Genomic DNA, 19,845 nt, shown 5'->3' on the forward strand with positions numbered 1-19,845 from the left:
TGAGGAAACTTACCTCCCTTATTCCCCCCTTGCAAACGGGGAAACTGGAATCTAGTCCTCTCCCCTTGATAAGGGGAGGGTTAGGGTATGTTTTGAACTTGATATTGTGCTAAGACAAATAAACATTTTTGGCTCTTCAGCACTTGTTATGGAAGAGCCAGAATAATTCTGGCTGCTCATTATGCTAAATTGACCTAAATTTACAACAGTTTTTATGTATTTATACCACAGATGAATGAATCTATTAGCAATAGACATCTGGTGATAATTAAATGTAGCTAACCTGAAACTATTATAGGTATAATTCATCAATTGTCCCTAGATTTTTTCTCCCGCTGTGTCTAGTAGTAGTACAAAATAAATTTCATATTCTAACAATAATGTTTACTGATAAATAAACAATAACGATTATCATCTGTTAGTTTATAGGACAGTTTGTCAGCAATGGAGGACATTATTTGCAATCCCCGTCCTCTTTCTTGATCATTATCCTCTAATGCTGAAGTTATTTCCAATTGCTTTTCTAATTCAAAAGGTTCTCCCAAAGACCATATCCGAATTTCTATATCTTCTTCGAGTCTAATAACTTCTAATTCAATCGGAGTTTCTCTGGGTAATTTCTTGTGGGCGTGTTCTACAATGTTAATAAATCCTTCTACTAGTAGTGTTTGTAATTCCCACCAAATTTTTTGATTATGAAACGGGGGCTGGTTGATTTGCTCTAGCCAGGATAAAACTTCACTGGTCGCATTAATATCTGTATTGGTTTTTAGGTAGATTTTATGATTCATTGGTCAGTCTATAGAATATTTGACTATGAGTGTATATTCAAAATGTGAAAAATGTAAATTCTTAGGCAAAATTTAATGTAGACTAATTAATAAGTAATTATTCAAAGTGTTTAATGGTCAAAATGTTTAAAATCCTTGTCATTGATGATGATCCTATCTTACGAATGGTTTTGAAAAAAACTCTGAAAACCCAGGGCTATGATGTTACCATAGCAGCTAATGGCGAAGAGGGAATAATAGAAGCCAAAAAATTATGTCCCGCTCTCATTATCTGTGATTGGGTAATGTCTGGGATGGATGGTTTACAAGTATGTCGTCAAATTAAGTCAGATTCGGAATTAGCTACAACTTTTTTTATTCTTCTGACTGCAAAAGGAGCTTCTTTAGGAGAGGAAGATGATCGTGTCAGAGGATTGGACGCAGGAGCAGATGAATTTATCTCTAAACCCATTGAGATGAATGAATTAAAAGCACGGGTAAGAGCAGGATTAAGGCTACATCAATTAAGTCGAGATTTGCAGCATCAAAAGCAAATTTTAGAGCAGTTAAATCAAGATTTACAGCATCAAAAGCAAGTTTTAGAAACCGAACTAGCTGAAGCTGCTGATTATGTGCGATCGCTTTTACCATTACCAATTATAGGATCAGTGACAATAGAATCTTTATTTGTACCTTCAGCACAGTTGGGAGGGGATTGTTTTGATTACTATTGGATTGACGATGAGCATTTGGCAATTTATCTATTAGATGTCTCTGGTCATGGTGTAGGCTCGGCTTTGTTATCTGTATCTGTATTGAATATCTTGCGATCGCAGTCTCTCCCAAATACTGATTTTTGTCAACCAGCAGAAGTTCTTAAAGCGCTCAATGAGACTTTTCAAATGAGTAAACATGGCGATAAATACTTTACCATTTTGTACTGTGTTTTTAATCGTGTTAATCATCAGCTAGTTTATGGTAATGCTGGACATCCACCGGCTGTATTAATATTTGGAAATGATCCCTCCAGTATTGAGGTTATAAAACTAAAATCTCTAGATTTACCCATTGGCTTTTTACAAGATATCAGTTTTGAAACTGCTATTTTGGAAGTTGCAGAAAACAGCACTTTATATATTTTTAGTGATGGTGCTTACGAATTGCTACAACCAGAGGGACAAATTTGGGGTTTCGACTCCTTCGTTAATTTATTGCTCACCCATAATCAGACAAATAACAATCATATTAATCAACTCTTACCTGAGATTATAAATATCAGCGGGAACGAAAATTTTGATGATGATTTGTCTTTACTACAAGTTAATTTTAGTGGATATCAAAATCCCTAAGATGTAAACTTTTATCAAGGTTGTTTGAAAAGTGTTTGGCGATTTTCTAGTTCTAATACTTTGCTGTCAAACTCTTTTCTATTACTTAATATGTTCAAAACTCGATCAATTTTCGTTAATTCAAATAACATTTTAACTTGCTCATTAATGGAACATACAAATAGTTCTCCTTTAGCATTTCTCACACTTTGCATTGCTCCTACTAAAGCACCTAAACCAGAACTATCAATAAAACTCACCTTTGACATATCAATCAATAGCATATTAAATCCATTATTAAGGATATCAGTAATTTGACGACGTAATTCGTTACCGGCGGTGGCGTTTAAGATTCCTGATGGTTCAAAGACGTGAATTTTAGAAGTCATAAATTATCTTCCTTTCTGTGTTAGTTTGTAAATTTGCCATTGAAAATCGTCACATCTATTGAAAATTATACTACTATTTAAGGCATTTTGTATAACTTTAAAAAATAGATTTACAAGCAATAAGGACTTTCATTAACTTTCCCCACGGGGTGAGGGGGTGAGGTTTTATGGTTGTATACAATTCCTTTGCAACACCCTCTTAGAGGTAATTCATGAATTACCTCTACTTTACTTCTGTTTTGTGTAAGTCCTGTGGTTGCCAAACAGCAGCGCTGATAATTGCCCAAAGTAGAGATAAAATATATATACCCCATAATGTGTTGATCAAATAAACCCAAGGAGTTTCTAACTGACCAATAGCGAAACGATATATACTCCATATTATACCTAAAATCATCAAAATAAACACAGTTATTTGTGGCCAAATTAGCTGGAGATAAATTCCTGATTGTCGCTGCTTAGGTGTAACCTGAAATTTAATAGGTTGTCCGGTTAATACACTCCATGCAGATTGAATGAATAGGGGAAATAAAGAGATAGAATATTGTTCTGAACGCCATAATTCCGCAGCATTAATTCCCCAACCAGCAGCTAAAAAAGTCAACCTATTAATTATAAAAGCTGGAAGAAAATGGATAGTAAAATCAAAACCATAAGTTTTCACGGGGATAGTTCCCGTAAAAAAATAGATAATGGGACAAGCAATAAAAACCAAAGTTGCAAATCCAGAAAAATAACTATATGTTGTCTTAAAATAGTGTAATCGTTGCCAAAATGTTAGTCCTGGTTTGGTGAGAGGATTTTCTCTCATTAACACTTGAATTGTACCTTGAGACCAGCGCATTCGCTGTTTGAGGGTAGAACTTAAATCATCAGGAGCAAGTCCTTCTGCTAATAATTCATGATGATAAATTGATTTCCAACCAGAACTATGCAACCGCATGGCCGTATTCATATCTTCGGTAATACTATTACTAGAAACACCACCAATTAATTCAAATTCATCTAATTTTTTACCATCTTTGACAAATTCATCTGCAAAATATTGTAACCCCACACTAACTAATGCTTCTCTTCTTAAGACTGCATTTGTACCTGTGTAGAAAGCTGAATTCATACCATCTTTACCTTGTTGAATCGGTCCATAAAATAAATTGGCTCGATGTCCAAAGGGGTCTCCAGGGGGAATATTATAAAAATCTTGGGGAGTTTGCACAAATGCAATACGGTTTGGCTCATATTTTCCTGAATACAAATTATAGGTATAGAAATATGGCAAAACTCGCTTTAAAAATGCTGGTTTAGGAACATGATCTGCATCTAAAGTAAGAATAAAATCTCCTGCGGTCTCTCCAGAAAAAATGGCGTAATTAAGATTACCTGCTTTAGCATGATGAGGTACTCCTGGTTGTTTAGGACGAGCAATATACCGCAATCTAACCAGTTGCACAAGTTCTAATTCTTTTTGACGAATTGCTAATTCTAATCCGCTACGTTCATGATTGAGATGTTCATATATAGTTGATTTATTGACATGATGACTATTTTGATGTTGAGGATTTAACCAGAGAATAAACTGTTGTAAACTGTGGACAAATCTAGCGGGAATATCCTCGAAATTATTTGAAGTATTTAAAGATGATTTTTGCAGCCATTCTTCAGCGGCTTTTACTTCAGGTGCTAGACTTTCCAGTTGTTCAATTCGTTGATTTAAAGTAGATAATTCCGCGTCAATTCGATTAGCTTCCTGTTGTAATAATGGTGATTGTAAATCCTCTAGAGCTAATCTTTCTGACATGGCTCGCATTTGTTCAGAATTACCATCATCTAATACATATACACGCAGCTTTGTGGTTGGATAATCTATCGCTAAAGCCGCTCTAGCAGTTTCTTCCACCATTTCTGAGGGTTCATTATAGCAGGTTATAAACACATCTACATTTGCCCAATCAGAATTAGGAAGGGGTGGAATTAACTGATTAAGAGACTTAACCTGTCGGACTATAGGCCGCCATAATCCAATGACAAACATAACTCCTCCGAAATAGCTGTAAATTTCCGCCAGCAATAAAGGAATAGACAGCCATAGAGCATCAAAGTTGATAGAATGAGTTATCCGCCATTGTAAATACCAAGCACCAAAAATTAAGTTGATTTCCGCTAAGTACCGAAAAAGTAGGGTTCTTTTTTTCAGTGTTGTACGGCTATTACCGGAAAAATTCGCTGAATCATAACTAGAGGACGCTGGGTTCATTTTGCTACCGAAAATAAAATTTAAATTAGTCAATTATGCGGTTGTTTGTTTTTACAAGAGTCCTGTATTCGATTTGAACTCCCATGGTTGTCCATAGCCAGTCTATAGTCCTTGATATTTTTTAGATATCACTGAGGATTCCTGTAGCTTGTTAAAGTAGAGTTGTTATTTAATGTATCAGATTTTTGGTGTCATTTCTAACCATAGCGAAGTAATTCTCTCTTCTCTAGCTCTCTAGTCCTCCCTGAATGGTTCTCAAATCTTATTTGTAAATGATGCAGCAACACCGTCACCACAAACTATTAAAATGGATTGCATTGTTCCTAAGTGGAGCATTTTTGCAATTTTTGTTCTGCGTGCCTACAGTATCTTTAGCACAAAATTCTACTCCTAATAGCTGTAGTCAAATTTCAGCGCCTCTGACACCGGAGGAACAGATTTACGCTCGTGCAGCTTGGCAATATTTTGTCAATAACTATCAAGCAAATACAGGGTTTACTAATTCTACTGGTGGTTATCCTTCTGGTACTCTCTGGGACATTGGTAATTACCTAATGGCTTTGAATGCAGCGCGGTGGATGAATTTGATTAACCAGTCGGAATTTGATTCACGCTTTAATAAATTTCTTACCAATTTTGCTAATCTTAGTTTATTTGAAAACGCTTTACCAAATAAGGTATACAATGCTGCTAATGGAAAAATGACTGATTATGGTAATAAACCTGTAGAAAAGGGGCTGGGTTGGTCAGCTTTGGATATTGGTCGTATATTGGCTGCTTTTCATATTATTGGTACTTGTCATCCTCAATATAAAAATTGGTTGAAGGGAGTTCTCAGTAAGTGGCAGTTAGCAAGATCACTGAAAGATGACCAACTTTACGGAGCGCTTGTCTTGCCTAATGGTAAAACATTGTTGGTACAAGAAGGGCGACTTGGTTATGAGGAATATGCTGTTAGGGGTTATGAACTATGGGGATTTAAAGCACCCAAAGCAGCGGCTTTAGAGCCTTTCAAACTTGTAGATATTAATGGGGTGAAAATTCCTGTTGATACCCGTGATTTTCAAAGCACTAATGCTAATAATTATGTAGTTGGTGAATCCTACATTCTTGATGGCATTGAATTTGGCTTAGAAGGTTATTTAAAAAAATATGCTGCTGATGTTTTAGAAGTACAAAAGCGACGCTTTGAATCTACAGGACAACTAACTGCTGTTTCTGAAGACAATATTGATCAACCCCCTTATTTTCTCTACAATACTATATACTCTAATGGAGTTGCTTGGGCGACAATTACGGAGAAAAATAAGCCCTATACAGAGTTGCGGAGTATTAGCACTAAAGCTGCCTTTGGTTGGCGCTATCTTTACCCAGGTAATGCTTATGCTCAAAAGGTTTTTGATGCGGTTAAGGATTTACGTGATCCTAAAGGTGGTGGCTTCTACGCTGGACTGTATGAAGAAACAAAAAAACCTAATAAATCCCTGACAGGTAATACTAATGGCCTAATCATGGAGATTTTATATTATAAAGCTAGAGGAAATCGCCCCTTAATTGGTGGTAATGGGGTGAGTTTTGCAAAAATACCGTCTGGTGATTCTAAACCCTCAGATTCTAAACCCCCAGATTCTAAACCCCCAGATTCTAAACCCCCAGATTCTAAACCCCCAGATTCTAAACCCCCAGATTCTAAACCCCCAGATTCTAAACCCCCAGATTCTAAATCACCTGCTGCAAATTCGCCTCCAGCCCAAAGTCCTATTCCCATAAATGTTAAACCGGCTAAGACTAACACAGCGACTAACCCACCTCCGCTGATAGTTAAGCCTATCCCATCCTTGGGTGTCCCGCAGCCAGCTAAACCATTACCTAAACCGTTAACAGTTGTCCAAAGACGCTATGCTCAAGCGGCCTGGAACTATTTCTCCGCTAATTCTCAGCCTAGCACAGGATTGGTGAGCGATCGCTCTGATGTTAAGGGTTCAACATTGTGGGGATTAGGAGACTATTTAACAGCACTCAATGCAGCATGGGCTATGGATATAATTTCTCCCAAGGAATTTGATCAACGCATTCGACAGTTGTTGAGTGCTTTAGCGCAGATACCGCTATATGCAGGGGAATTACCGAGTCGGGGTTATGATCCGCGAACATTGCAACCAGTAGATTATGGAGGTAATCCAGTCCCTGAAGGTACTGGTTGGTCGTCTTTAGATGTGGGAAGACTATTAACATCCCTGTATAATTTAAAAACAGATCACCCCGAATATACGGAAGTTGTTGATCAAATTGCTCTCGACTGGTCATACTTGCGGGTTGTGCGGGAAGGTATTCTTTCTAGCGCCAATGTCACCAAAGATAAAAGTGGGCGGTTAGTCCCCAGAATTAATCCTGAAACCCGTTTGGGTTATGAGGAATATGCTGCTAGAGGTTTTCAATTGTGGGGCTTTAATGTTGATAAATCTGCTGTGGGTGGTGAATATAAAACAACATCAGTGGAGGGGGTAGAAGTCCCCATTGAACGGCTGCGTAAAGATACAAAATCAAAGGTTAATCAATATACCGTTAGTAATCCTTTTCTGCTGTATGCTCTAGAGTTTGGTTTAGATCCAAAAATGCGATCGCTCTTTACAGCAGTATATCAAGCTCAAGCCCAACGCTACCTTAAGACTGAGATTCTTACAGCCTCAGCTACTACTCTCATTGAGCGTCAACCTTACACCATCCACAGTTCAATTATTGGTCAAAATCAGCCTTGGGCAGCTTTAGATGATGATGGTAAAATACTACCAGAGGGAAGATTAGTCAGTTCGGCTGTAGCATTTGCCTATTATGCTTTATTGCCTAAAGATACCTATGCTCAGGAATTAATCAAGGCAACAACGGACTTGTACAGCCCTTTATTGGGCTTTTATGAAGGTTTTTATGAAAAAACAGGTAAAACCGCTCTTGGTTCTACTAGTAGCACTAACAGTATGATTCTACAATCTTTACTGTATACAGCAACAAAGCAACAACCCCTCCTCCGTCCTAATACGGATATGAAATCACCCTGGTGGCGAGTAGTAGCTGATGGTAATTCTGGTCGGGGTCTACCGAATACTTCTACTCAAAAAACCCAATTTGTGACTAATGGCACTGAAAATTACTGGATTACTGTCACAGATGACAGGAAGTAACTTTGGATGATTTAGATACTTGAGGTTAGTAGAATTACTTGATTCTTGTCGCTATGGAGGAGATAAATGAAGATAAATCTGATATACCAACCCAAATTCATAAATACTGACATAAAATATATAGGATTTACACAAAACAGCAGAAAAATAGCGGTAATATCTTCCGATATCTTGCTATATTAATTACTACTGCCTAAAAATAAGGTTTATGAGTCCACGTAAGCTATCAGCCATATCTGCTGTTAATCTTGGATACATTAACTCACCCTAGTAAATTGGTAAAGGTATTAATATGAGAATATTCCTTCTATTCCCTTGCGTAGCTGTTTTGTAAAATGTTACTCTCACTAGACCCGCGAAAACGAATACTATATTTATTTTTCCCAATAAGTATCATCACTAGCTTTGGGATTAATTCTGTATCTGCTGCTCCTATCCAACCAGATGAAAATTGGGGTTCAGTCTCACTTGTGATAGAACCCGTTGCTGTGGTTGATAATTTACCAAATTCACGCCAAAATAACGGGGATATTACAGAAACAGATTCCTCTATTTTTTTCCCACTAGATGAAAACTCGAACTCATTTCCAGAATTGACCGCACAAATTACACATTTTGGTATTTTAGAAAACTTAAACATAGTCAGTTTTCCTCCTCAGAATTTGCAGTCAATACCAATATTAATTGCTGCACCTGAAAACTTTAATCCTCAGCTAAGGTTAACTTCCCAACAAGTATCTCTTCCGCAAAGACAACCAACTCCTACGGTACAATCAACTTCAAAACCAACTCCTATAGTACAACCAACTTCAAAACCAAATTCTACTACACCTCGGTCAGCGTTTGTTTTGGAAAGTGTCCAAACAGGATTTCGTAAGGATATGAATAGTTCCCAGCAGGAGAGCCAAATTATTGAACCAGTGTTTCAATTTCGGTTATTTAATGGAGAGAAAATTAAATTGAAAACTGCTTTTAATAAGTTAAGTCAACCGAAATTTACATCTCTTATTAATATTCCTCTTCAGTTAGGATGGGAAGGGAAAACAGGTCAATTTAATATAAAATTAGGAGCAGGAATTGATCTATTTAATCGTTTACCAATGGCTCTCAATTTCAATGCTCAGATAGATAGACCAATTTTCGTTAAACTCAATCCAGATAATAGCATTAAGTCAAGTTTATTTTTATCAGCAGTCTTAGAACAAGGTCCTTATAAAACTAGTGTGAAAACACTGGAAAATCAAATTACAGCTACACGCTCTGGTTTCAATACTTTTTGGCAAATTGACCCTAATACTAGCTTTTTTGGCTCTTATCGTGTGGGTTTATATAATGATGGTAATTTTGAACAACAGATTTTTAATCGCTTGGAACATAAGTGGGGTGAATTTTGGTTTGCTGGTAATATTTTTGCTTGGAAATATGCAAGCGATAATCAAGAAAGTAGTGGCTATTTTTCTCCAGTATCTTCTCTAGTTTACAACGGTGAAATCGGATGGGGAAAAAACATTTTTCCTTTTTTAAATTGTCGTTTAAATACCACCTTGGGGAGACAAATAGTTAATGGTAGTAAAAGTGGAGGTACTGGCTATCAAACTCGCTGTACCGTCAAAATGTCACCAACTATAGGCTTAGACTTAGGTTATAGTTTAGGTAAGTCTCACAATCTCATGACTGGGGAAAGTCTGTACAATAATCAGACATTAACAGGCCAATTACAGATAAAATTTTGACCTGTTTTTTGACTGATAACTCAATATTTCACAAGTAGAAAAAAGCAAAAGCAGAGAAATCGAAATCATAAATTATCGAATTTCACAGCATCAAAATAACCTTTTTGTTTACTCTTTTATTCCAGCCCAAACAGTGAGAGGTTTACCAACTTTTTTATAAAGTAAGCTTTCTAAAATTACACCATTATTATTGGCAGTAAGAGCTTTATTTGGCTGATTTAAAGATTCATAAAACCCGTTATACCAACCTTGATCAGATTTAAGTTGAGTTTGCACAAAATTAAATAATTTGCCTGTATAATCAGTATTATACAGGACGTGCCAACCTACTGCAGCCTTAGCACTGAGAAAACGTAGATCATTGTATTTTTTCCCTGCTCCTGTGATAGTTGCCCAAGGTTCTCCATTCACAAATAAACTACTATAAACAAAGTAAGGAGCGCGATCTAAATTATCTTCCGTGACAGCAGTTAAAAAATTAGTTCTTTGATAACGAGCTTCTTGTGCAGCTAAAATTCGGTCTGAAAATGCTTTAGGTAAAGCTTGAAATCCGGTTTCAATGCCATCTAAAATATAAGGCTCGCTGAGAACATAATTATTTGCACCTGAATTTTGATAATCCCGTCGATCATAAGGAACACCCTGTCCATAGAGATCCACAAAGTCTGTATTAGATGTGTAATCTAAAGCTTTTTTAACATCTAAGCCCCAGAGTTTTAATCCATAAGCTGCGTAATTTTCATAACCTAAACGCCCTTCTTGGTTATACTGTTCTTCACCAGAAATAACAGAAGTACCGTACATTTGCCCGTTTTTGACCAAGCGCTTGATTTGCCAATGTTTCCAAACGGCTTCTGTTTGTGGTTGCATTTTGGGATATTTTATACCGACAATATTCAGCCATATAGCTAAACGTCCTAAATCCAAAGCAGACCAACCAATTTCTTCTCGTTTATCTAATTGACCATAATTTACAGGTATCAATGTTTTTGAATTATAGACTTTATTCGGTAATTCTCCCTTATACAAAGGCATAGACGCTAGAGTTTTTAACATCTGACTCATTTTGCTCTCAAACTCTTCTACGGTAATGATATTAAGTTCTTTAGCACTGACCAAAGCAGCCATAGCAGCGGCTTGGTCCCACATAGTAACAGAGGCAAAATTATTTACAGAGTTAACCAAGCCAGTTTTATCATTCCAATTACGTTGGAAGTATAACCAAGCTTGACGCGCCATTGCAGTTTCCTCTGTGGTTAATGTCCCACTTCCGGGCGCAATATAGGGTTCTTGGGTGGTTGTCAATTCGGTAGCGGCAATGGGTTTACCTGCGACAATTGTTAATTTAGTATTCAGCTTGCTAATACTATCGGTATTTATAGTTAAATACTTTGACAAAGAATTGAAACCTATAATTGCAATTACAGCGGTTATAACTCCGCCAAAGGTAGCGAGAAAAGATAGTTTTTTTGATGGTGGCTCAAAATCAGAATTCATCATGGAATTGGTAATTGGTAATTGGTAATTGGGAATACAATTGAGGGTTTTTTCTTGTCTAGTTTTTTTAAGTCGGGACTTACGCAAAATATCTTTCTGTAGGGGCGAACGGCCGTTCGCCCTAAGTCCCCATTTCTGTTCTTTGTACCTGAAGTTGTTCGTGTATTCCGTGACTCGTGCGTAAGCCCTATCCAGGATAGATAGGAGATGATTAGGGTTGTTTTTCCTTAGCCCAAACTGTCAACGGTTTGCCCACACGACGATATAGTATTGCTTCTAACACTATACCGTTAGTATTGACAGTTAAAGCTCGATTTGGTTCTTGAGTTTCTTCATAAAAACCTGCAAAAACGCCACGAGTTGGGTCAGCCAGCCAGCGCGTACCCTTATGAAGTCTTTCTGTATAGGGAGTTTGAAAGAGCATATTCCAGCCTATTGCGGCTTTAACACTACTACCCCGATAAACAAAGGCATCTTTACCAGATGAGTCTATACTTTTCCAAGGTTGACCATTGACAAAAATACAATTGTAGACAAACCAAGGCTCTCGATCTAAATTATCCTCAGACCAGGCTGTGAGTTGATTGGTGGCTTGATAGCGACGTTGTTGAGCTTGGAGTAACTTGGCTGCATATTCCGCAGGTAAAGCCTGAAAACCACTTTCCAACCCATCCAAAATATAGGGTTCACTCGTGACATAATTATGATAGGTGGTGCGTTTATCCGCTGGTACTTCCACACCCATAATATTGACAAATTGAGTTTCAGTCTTAGTATCGAGTGCTTTGGGAGCTACAATCCCAATTTTTTGTAATCTATAGGCTGCATATTGTTCATAACCTAGCCGTCCTTCTTGGTTCCAGGTTTCCTGACCATTTTTAATCCCTGTCCCCATTAGCTGTCCATTCGCTACTAACCGCTTTAACTGCCAACGAGCCGTGACTGCTTTACTGGCCGCAGCGTGTTTAGGGTATCGAGTTTGGATTATATCTAGCCATTGCACCAGTCGTGCTAAATCAATGGCCGAAAACCCAATTTCTTCAGGTTGTGCCAATTTGCCGTAGTTAACCGGGATTAAAGTTTTCGCGTTATAGGCTTTGTTTGGTAACTCATTCCGGTACAAAGGTATTTTGGCTAGGGTGGCCAATACTTCCTCTATCCATTGATCAAATTCTGCCGGCTTAAGCAAGCCTAATTCCCGTGCTGCTACCATACCAGCTAATTGACTACCTACGTCCCACATTGTTGTACTGGGAAAGTCCGCAGCGGAAGAAACTAAACCCGTGGATAAACGATTTTTCTGGAAATAACGCCAAGCTGTACGGGCTAATTGTATATCTTCTGCATTCAGCCGATTTTGACCAATGGAAGTAACTGGAGTTGGGAGAATGTTAGTCTCACGCCATTGCATTCCTTTATGCAATCCAAAGCCAACTAAAGCGATCGCTATAGCGACAATAGTTTGTTTTAATAAACTAGGTTGGATTGGAGTAGGATTGATAGTTGTATCTTGTGTCATAGTTAACGGGGAATAATATTAAACAACACTTCTTTTTTTACCAGCCACCAGAAGCAGCCCACAGCTACAGCCTGAGCGATAGTAGTGACTATGGGATTACCATTAACTAAAGCCGGAATTAAAAACCAAATCACTGTGACTGGAACGTGAACAATATAGACGTACAAAGAGTTTTGACCCAAACTAATCAACAGTTTCCCCAGAATTTTATTTAACGGTTGCCAAAATGTATCCACAATGATATACAGCAAGGGGAAGAAACCGATGTGATTAATTAAACGCAAAAAACCCACCCGACTGCGGTCTGTCCATGCTAACCAAGCAACTCTATCTGAGAATTTGGCTGGCCAAACACCAAGCTGAATATCATAATGTGCGGTTACAATTGAGCCAGTGACGATTAATACTAAGCCTATAACTAGGGGGATTTTCGGAATTTTTCCCCATAATTCTTGTAGCTTTTGACGATAGTAACCTGCTAGTACACCATGCACGTATAAAATTTGCCAACCAGCTAAAGCAAAGTAAGGATGTTCTCTGTCTAAAGGATGGAAACTCAAGGCATAAGGATGTAATTGTTGGATACTCCAAAATGTCCAGGAAATAGCCAAAACAGGCAACCAAAAGCCTTTCCTTAACATCCAGAAAATGGCTGGGGAAAACAGCAACAGCAATACATACAGTTGCAAAATGTCAATGACAGGTGGTGCTAAATGGAATGTAGCTGCCGCCAGTAATATTTGCCACCAAGTCCCAGGAGCAAAATCAAAGGCCGGACGGGTCCAACCGGGGGCAATTATACTTAATAAACCCAGGACAGACATTAAAATGAAACTGGTGAGATAAAGTTTTCCAGAACGCTCTAACAGTTTTTTCATGGCTTCGGAAAAGCCAACTTTATTGATACGTCCTAATGTCACCATTCCTAATACCAGTCCAGAGAGAAATACAAAGCCTTCGGCTGCACTGGCGTAAATATGCCCCCTGTTGATAGCACTGAAATAAGAAGAACTTTCTAAATGATTGAATACCATGGAAACAATGGCAATGCCCCGGAGAAAATCAATCCTTAGATCTCGGTTTCCATAGAGCGTGGGATCATAGCGCCAGGATACAGGAGGATTGTTTGTTGTAATTGTATTGTTATGCACAGGATATGGTTACCTTCGGTTATTTAACTACTTGGTTTTAGAACGGGAACTAACTAAATATTTTTTCGTAGGTTTTTACCTCTTCTTTGTAATGGAGTACGCATCGAATGAGAATTACTGATAAGATAATACCCTAAAGACAGAAATAAAATCTAAAAATCCTGAATTTTCTTGATCTGTTTGCAGTAGCACTTCGCTATCAGTAAATAAGTGTAGATAGGTAAAATACAGCATCATTAATTTTACGTGCGTATGATTATATATTTTAGTGTTTTTACGTCTACATACTCAAGATAGCCAAAATCACAACACTTTTCACTAGGGGTAAATTTAAATATGAAAGCATTATTACGCAATGACGAAGCCGGAAGAATTGAAGCACTTTTACAATACAGAATTCTTGATACTCAGTCCGAACAGGAGTTTGATGATATTACCCGTTTAGCTTCTTTTATTTGTGGAACTCCTATGGCCGTAATGACCTTAGTTGATACGGACCGCCAATGGTTTAAATCTAAAATTGGACTAGAAGCATCAGAAACACCCCGTAGTATTGGTTTTTGCAATCATGCTATCCAGCAACCAGATCCCATGATCATTCCCGACGCTACTTTAGATCCAAGATTTGTGAATAACCCTTTGGTGACATCAGATCCCAATATCCGTTTTTATGCGGGCATACCCCTAATTAATAATGAAGGTTATGGCTTAGGAGCGTTGTGTGTTCTTGATGACATACCAAGACAACTCGCATCACAACAGATAGAGGCATTAAATATTTTAGGTCGCCAAGTCATGAAACAATTAGAATGGCGGCGTAATTTAGATAGTTTGCTCCTCTCAACGGTATTAGATACAGTTAATGCTTTAGTGGTAGTTCTTAACCCAGAAGGGGAAATTATTGGATTTAATCGAGCTTGTGAAGAAACCACGGGTTATTCTTACAATGAAGTTAGAAATCAATGCTTTTGGAACGTATTTACAGAACCAAAACGCTGTCGAACGGTGCGATCTATTTTTGAAAAAATTAGATTAAGTAAAGGGTTAAAAGAATATGAAAATTATTGGCGAATAAAAGATGGAAATCTGCGGCTAATTAATTGGTCAAATAGAACGGTTGCAAATGAAAATGGTGAAATTGAATTTATTGTTTGTACCGGCATAGATATCACTGAACGCAAACAAGTTGAAGAGTCTCTAAAACAGCAATTAGCAGCAGTAGAAGCGGCGAGTGATGGCATTAGTATTGTTGATAAACAGGGTAATTATCTTTATCTAAATAGCTCTTATGTGAATATATTTGGCTATAGTCATATCACGGAATTGCTAGGAAAAAAATGGCAAGAAGTTTATGAACAAGAGCAGATTAAATTGTTTGAAAAAAAGATATTTCCTGAACTAATGAAACAAGGTTACTGGCATGGAGAAACAATTGCTCAGAGAAAAGATAGCAGCAACTTTGCCGCAGAAATGTCTCTGACGAAGTTGAAAGATGGAGGATTCATTTGCGTAGGCCGTGATATCAGTAAACGCAAAGAAGCCGAGGAAGAACTAAAATACTTTAACTTGCGATCGCAATTATTAGCTGATATTACTTTAAAAATCCGCGGTTCTTTGCAGATAGATGATATTCTGCAAACGAGTGTTACAGAAGTACAAAAACTGTTGAAAACTGACCGTGTAGTGATTCTAGAGTTGTTGGCCGATGGCTCTTTAACAGCGCGGAAAGAAGCATTAATTCCCGGTATTCCAGTTGTTATGGGGGCAAATATTGTTGAGCCTTGTTTGACAAAAAATTACATCGAGAAATATACTCAAGGATGGATTGGTGTAATTAATGATATTGAAAAAGCTAACATTCAACCTTGTCATATCGAACTATTGCAAAAGTTTAATGTCAAAGCTAACCTAGTTGTTCCTATTTTTCTCAAAGATGAATTTTGGGGTTTACTAATTGCTCATCATTGTACCCAACCCCGTCAATGGACTAACTGGGAAATAGAATTTCTCAAATCTTTATCTGATCAAATAGGTATTGCTTTAGCTCAAGCTAAATTACTGCAAGCGGAAATTATACAAAGACGAGAACTGGAAATTGCTCGTCATCAAGCTGAGTTAGCATCTCTATCCAAAAGTAGTTTTTTAGCGAATATGAGTCATGAAATTCGTACTCCTATGAATGGCATTTTGGGCATGACTGGTTTATTATTAGAAACTCCTCTCAACCCAGAACAAAGAGATTTTTTAGAAACAGTTCGTGTGAGTGGTGATGCTCTTTTATCTCTGATTAATGAGATTTTAGATTTATCGAAACTTGAAGCTGGAGAAATGATCATCGAAAGCATAGATTTCGATCTTTGCAATTGTCTGGAAGAAGTGCTAGATTTATTAGCTCCTCAAGCACATAAAAAAGGACTAGAAATTGCCACACTGGTACAACAGAATATTTATAAATATCTGAGGGGAGATGTTGGCCGATTACGACAAATTATCATGAATCTAATTGGTAATGCTATTAAATTTACCAGGGAAGGAGAGGTATTATTAGAAGTAGAATTGAAGTCAGAAACTCAGGATCTAGTTATTCTCAATTTTACTGTTATAGATACAGGAATTGGTATTAGTCTTCAAGATCAAAACAAACTTTTTCAAGCATTTAGCCAAGTTGATGCTTCTATTACCCGTCAATATGGTGGCACAGGTTTGGGATTAGCAATTTGTCAACAATTAGTAAGTTTAATGGGAGGAAAAATTGGCGTAAAAAGTCAGATGGGTAAAGGATCTCAATTTTGGTTTGAGCTACCTTTTATGAAACAAATCCAGCCTTCTTCTCAGATTTTAGACCTTAATATATTGACTAATAAGCGGTTGTTAGTAATAGATGATAATGGGACTAACCGGAGAATTATTTATCATCAAGCTACTCATTGGGGAATGTGGGTAGATGAAGCTGCTTGTGCAAATACTGGTCTTGCAGCTTTACAAAAGGCTGCCGAAAATCACCCCTATGATATTGTTCTAATTGATATGCAAATGCCTGTGATAGATGGTCTAACGCTGGGAACAAAAATTAAAACTAATTCGGCTATTAGCAATATTCCTTTAGTTCTATTGACTTCTAGTAATCAAAAGGATGAATCAAAAAAAGCAATCAACATAGGATTTATTAGTTATTTAGTTAAACCAATAAAGCCTTCTCGTTTGCTAGATACTATCATGGATATTTTAGGAAGCCAACCAAAATTAGATAATTTCCAATCTTCTAAAATTGAACAACATTTTATAACTATGTTGGATCAAAAAATACCTGATTCTACAAAATCAAAGTTAAAATTGCTCGTAGCAGAAGATAATCCAGTTAATCAAAAAGTTATCCTCAAGCAACTCGACAGTTTAGGCTATAAAGCCGATATTGTAGCCAATGGCCAAGAAGTTTTGGAAATGTTGGATAACATTGCCTATGATTTGATTTTGATGGACTGTCAAATGCCAATTCTCGATGGTTTAAAAACTACAAAAGTAATTCGTTCTCGGCCAATAAGTTCATTTGTTAATCACCGACAACCTATAGTTATTGCTATTACTGCTAATGCTATGAAGGAGGATCAACAGAATTGTTTAGATGCTGGTATGGATGACTATTTTAGCAAGCCAATTACTAAGGATAAATTAGCAACATTATTAGAGCTTTGGAGTTCGAGAATTATGGCGGGACGAGTAGTGACTATTCCTCAACCTGATCCAGTAGTTTTAATTACAAATAATCCGTTAACAGATTTACCAATTGATTGGGAACATCTACATCAAATCTCAGAAAATGATCCAGAATTTGAGTTAGAAATATTAAAAGTTTTTGTGGAAGATAGCCTGTTTCATGTAGAGGGAATTAAAGCCGCAATTGCCGTTAATGACTTTCCTCAACTAGCGAGGGAAGCTCATCATCTTAAAGGTTCTAGTGGTAATATTGGCGCTACAGCCATACAGAAAATTGCCGAAGAACTAGAACAACTCAGTCGCAAACAGAGTTTTGTTGGTGCTGATGAATTTGTACTAGGATTAGTTGATTTTATAAATAAGATTCAAGCTTTTTTAACTAAGTTCTGAAAAAGTTTTTTCCTGCTCTTACAAAGCTATTTTGAATCATGAAACTCTTGTGGTGCGGGCATCTTGCCCGCTAGATATGTACCTCATAATACCGGGAAGTATATCCGATATTCCGCACTTCATAATGTAGTATAAGCCTTTTCAAGAGTACCCTTAATAAGGGTTAAATGACTACGTATTAAAACTTAAAATATTTGAAAAATATGTATGGTTAAAATGTCCAGATTCTTGATTAAATCGGCGATCTAAGGTATTATAAATGCGATCGCCAGTGGGGATTTATTAAACTTGTGAAAATATGATCTTCCCATTTACCATTAATCATTAAATAATCTCTAGCATATCCTTCCACCACAAAACCGAGTCTTTTAAGAACATTACCACTACGGCGATTATGTGGCATATAATTAGCCATTATGCGGTGTAGATTTAATTCTTCAAAAACATAGTTAATAGCAATAGAGAGGGCTTCTGTCATGTAACCATATCCTTGGGCTGATTCTGCTAAACTATATCCTAATTGACAAAATTGAGCAGCACCATAGACAAAATTATTAAAATTCACAGTTCCGACAATTTTTCTAGGCTGGTATTTTGGATAAATAAATAATTTTAATGAACCTATGTTCACAAATTCCCAAAAATTAGTTTCTACTTGATATTCCCAATATTCTTGGGTAAAAAAGTTTTCGTCCCATTCAGGATAAAATGATGTGAGATATTCCTTATTTTCAATAAAATAGTTGAGTATGTAAGGAATATCCTCCATAGCTGCCATTCTTAATAATAGGCGATCGCTTTTCAGAATTGGTGGCTCTGATGTCATATAATCAAAATTAAATATTTTCTATCAGCTATACTAATTTGAACTCAAACCAAAAGACCGCAAAAAGGATCATAACAGTGGAAATACGCTACAATTGGCAACCAACAGAGATTTTAACCATATATAATACCCCATTTCTCGAACTAATTTATCAAGCTGCTACGGTGCATCGTCAACATCATAAACCGGAACAAATACAAGTTTGTAAACTTATCTCCATTAAAACTGGTGCGTGTCCAGAAGATTGCGGTTATTGCGCTCAATCTTCCCGCTACAAAACGGAGGTAAAACCCGAAGCACTATTAGAAAAAGCCACAGTGATGAATATTGCCAAAACAGCCAAAGAAAGCGGTGTTAGTCGGGTTTGTATGGGTGCTGCATGGCGGGAAGTCCGGGATAATTCCCAATTTGAGGAAGTCCTGGATATGGTCAAGGATGTAACCAGCATGGGTTTAGAGGTATGCTGTACCTTGGGAATGTTGACGGAAAATCAAGCTAAACGGTTAGAGGATGCGGGATTATATGCTTATAACCATAATCTCGATACTTCAGAGGAATACTACAGCACAGTGATTACTACTCGAACTTATAGCGATCGCTTAAATACCATTGCCAATGTTCGCCAAACTAATGTTACCGTATGTTCGGGCGGTATTCTCGGTTTAGGGGAAAATATTAGCGATAGAGTCGGAATGTTACATACTCTCTCAAATTTACAACCTCATCCCGAATCTGTACCCATCAATATTCTTTCTCAAGTTCCCGGTACACCCTTAGAAAATCAACCAGATGTACCCATTTGGGATGTAGTGCGAATGATTGCGACTGCTAGAATTATTATGCCCCAATCTGACGTGAGACTGAGTGCGGGTAGAGCAAGACTTTCCCAAGTAGAACAGGCTTTATGTTTCATGGCTGGTGCAAATTCTATCTTCTCCAGCGATGATCATAAAATGTTGACGGTGACTACTCCCTGTCCCGATTATGACGCAGATAAGGAAATGTTGAATTTGCTAGGGTTGGAAATGCGTCCCCCATTTCAAAAGCAGGAAAAAACATCAACTCCAGTAATGATATAACAAAAGTAGGTTGGGT

At 37.3% G+C, this 19,845-nt stretch carries 12 protein-coding genes; 5 read left to right on the forward strand and 7 right to left on the reverse strand.

Annotated features, from left to right (window positions below):
• Positions 1-371: 371 nt before the first annotated feature.
• A complete protein-coding gene (locus H6G44_RS00055) occupies positions 372-791 on the reverse strand; it encodes an ATP-binding protein (protein WP_190385352.1) in 420 nt (139 codons plus the stop codon).
• Between the two features lie 122 nt (positions 792-913).
• On the opposite strand from H6G44_RS00055, the gene H6G44_RS00060 reads away from it, so the two are divergent.
• The gene (locus H6G44_RS00060; RefSeq protein ID WP_190385351.1) at positions 914-2,119 is read left to right on the forward strand and encodes a SpoIIE family protein phosphatase; all 1,206 of its coding nucleotides are present in this window, start codon (positions 914-916) and stop codon (positions 2,117-2,119) included.
• A 14-nt stretch (positions 2,120-2,133) separates the two neighbouring features.
• Here the strand turns inward: H6G44_RS00060 and H6G44_RS00065 are convergent, their stop codons facing one another.
• Entirely contained in the window at positions 2,134-2,487 is a 354-nt protein-coding gene (locus tag H6G44_RS00065) for an STAS domain-containing protein (RefSeq protein WP_190385350.1), read from the reverse strand.
• 223 nt (positions 2,488-2,710) lie between these two features.
• Positions 2,711-4,741, reverse strand: a complete 2,031-nt coding sequence (locus H6G44_RS00070) for a glycosyltransferase (RefSeq protein ID WP_190385349.1) — start codon at positions 4,739-4,741, stop codon at positions 2,711-2,713.
• Positions 4,742-5,013: 272 nt separating this feature from the next.
• Between H6G44_RS00070 and H6G44_RS00075 the strand changes: the two genes are divergently transcribed.
• Together H6G44_RS00075 and H6G44_RS00080 are read left to right on the forward strand one after the other, a co-directional pair.
• Positions 5,014-7,920, forward strand: coding sequence for a DUF3131 domain-containing protein (locus H6G44_RS00075; protein WP_190385348.1), 2,907 nt, complete (start codon positions 5,014-5,016; stop codon positions 7,918-7,920).
• A 335-nt stretch (positions 7,921-8,255) separates the two neighbouring features.
• Positions 8,256-9,653, forward strand: coding sequence for a hypothetical protein (locus H6G44_RS00080; RefSeq protein ID WP_190385347.1), 1,398 nt, complete (start codon positions 8,256-8,258; stop codon positions 9,651-9,653).
• A 108-nt stretch (positions 9,654-9,761) separates the two neighbouring features.
• Here the strand turns inward: H6G44_RS00080 and H6G44_RS00085 are convergent, their stop codons facing one another.
• The 3 genes from H6G44_RS00085 to opgC form a co-directional block, all read right to left on the reverse strand.
• A complete protein-coding gene (locus H6G44_RS00085) occupies positions 9,762-11,150 on the reverse strand; it encodes a DUF3131 domain-containing protein (protein WP_190385367.1) in 1,389 nt (462 codons plus the stop codon).
• A 211-nt stretch (positions 11,151-11,361) separates the two neighbouring features.
• Positions 11,362-12,669, reverse strand: a complete 1,308-nt coding sequence (locus tag H6G44_RS00090; protein ID WP_190385346.1) for a DUF3131 domain-containing protein — start codon at positions 12,667-12,669, stop codon at positions 11,362-11,364.
• A 2-nt stretch (positions 12,670-12,671) separates the two neighbouring features.
• Positions 12,672-13,820 carry an OpgC domain-containing protein gene (gene opgC, locus H6G44_RS00095; RefSeq protein WP_190385345.1) on the reverse strand — a complete coding sequence of 383 codons (1,149 nt, stop codon included), beginning with the start codon at positions 13,818-13,820 and terminating at the stop codon, positions 12,672-12,674.
• Between the two features lie 336 nt (positions 13,821-14,156).
• Here opgC and H6G44_RS00100 point away from each other — a divergent pair, with 336 nt between their 5' ends.
• Entirely contained in the window at positions 14,157-17,924 is a 3,768-nt protein-coding gene (locus H6G44_RS00100) for a response regulator (RefSeq protein ID WP_190385344.1), read from the forward strand.
• A gap of 253 nt (positions 17,925-18,177) precedes the next feature.
• On the opposite strand, the gene H6G44_RS00105 is transcribed toward H6G44_RS00100, so the two are convergent.
• Positions 18,178-18,750 (reverse strand): GNAT family N-acetyltransferase, encoded by a 573-nt coding sequence (locus tag H6G44_RS00105; RefSeq protein ID WP_190385343.1) that lies wholly within the window; start codon positions 18,748-18,750, stop codon positions 18,178-18,180.
• A 77-nt stretch (positions 18,751-18,827) separates the two neighbouring features.
• Here H6G44_RS00105 and bioB point away from each other — a divergent pair, with 77 nt between their 5' ends.
• Positions 18,828-19,829: a biotin synthase BioB gene (bioB, locus tag H6G44_RS00110; protein ID WP_190385342.1), complete on the forward strand. Its 1,002-nt coding sequence runs from the start codon at positions 18,828-18,830 to the stop codon at positions 19,827-19,829.
• The last annotated feature ends 16 nt before the right edge of the window (positions 19,830-19,845 follow it).

The organism is Aphanizomenon flos-aquae FACHB-1287 (genome assembly GCF_014698755.1).
Lineage (GTDB): Bacteria > Cyanobacteriota > Cyanobacteriia > Cyanobacteriales > Nostocaceae > Dolichospermum > Dolichospermum flosaquae.